Below are 586 nucleotides of genomic sequence, written 5' to 3'. Positions count from 1 at the left end.
CGTTCGCGGCGGTGTGCCGGGGAACAATTTCCCCGATCTGCTCCAGGGCGACCAGTTCCACCGCGGAGCTGTGCCGTTCCTCGATGAAGGCGCGGTCCACCAGCAGCCCCTCGACGATGCCCACCATGGACACCGCCGGGGTGTTGGTGGTGAAGCCGATGGCGCGGCAGCCCTCGATCACCTCGGCGTTTTCCACCATGGTGATCGTTTCTTCCTGCTCCACGTTGAAGATCGCGGCGATCTGGGTGCGCGCGTAAATCTTGGCCTTGTCGGCCTTGTACGCCTCAAAGCTGCCGTGCCAGTCCACATGGTCCTCGGCCAGGTTCAGCACCACGGAGGCCAGCGGGGAGATCGAATGGGTGAAGTGCAGCTGGAAGCTGGACAGCTCCACCACCAGGACCTCAAAGCCCTGCGGGTCGCGCACGGCATCCAGGATCGGGGTGCCCACGTTGCCCACCGCAATCGCCTTCTTGCCGGCGGCCAGCAGGATCGATTCGGTCATGCCCACGGTGGTGGTCTTGCCGTTGGTGCCGGTCACCGCCAGCCACTTCGGGGCCGGGCGGCCGGCGCGGGTCTGCACCCGCCA

At 66.4% G+C, this 586-nt stretch carries 1 protein-coding gene; it reads right to left on the bottom strand.

The window, feature by feature from the left end; all coding sequences use genetic code 11:
* A partial coding sequence (locus tag JCM19049_RS17025; protein WP_279403507.1) for a Mur ligase family protein occupies positions 1 to 586 on the bottom strand: 586 nt, incomplete at both ends.

This window comes from Arthrobacter sp. JCM 19049 (assembly GCF_001310435.1).
This window is presented reverse-complemented; position numbering and strand designations above follow the sequence as displayed.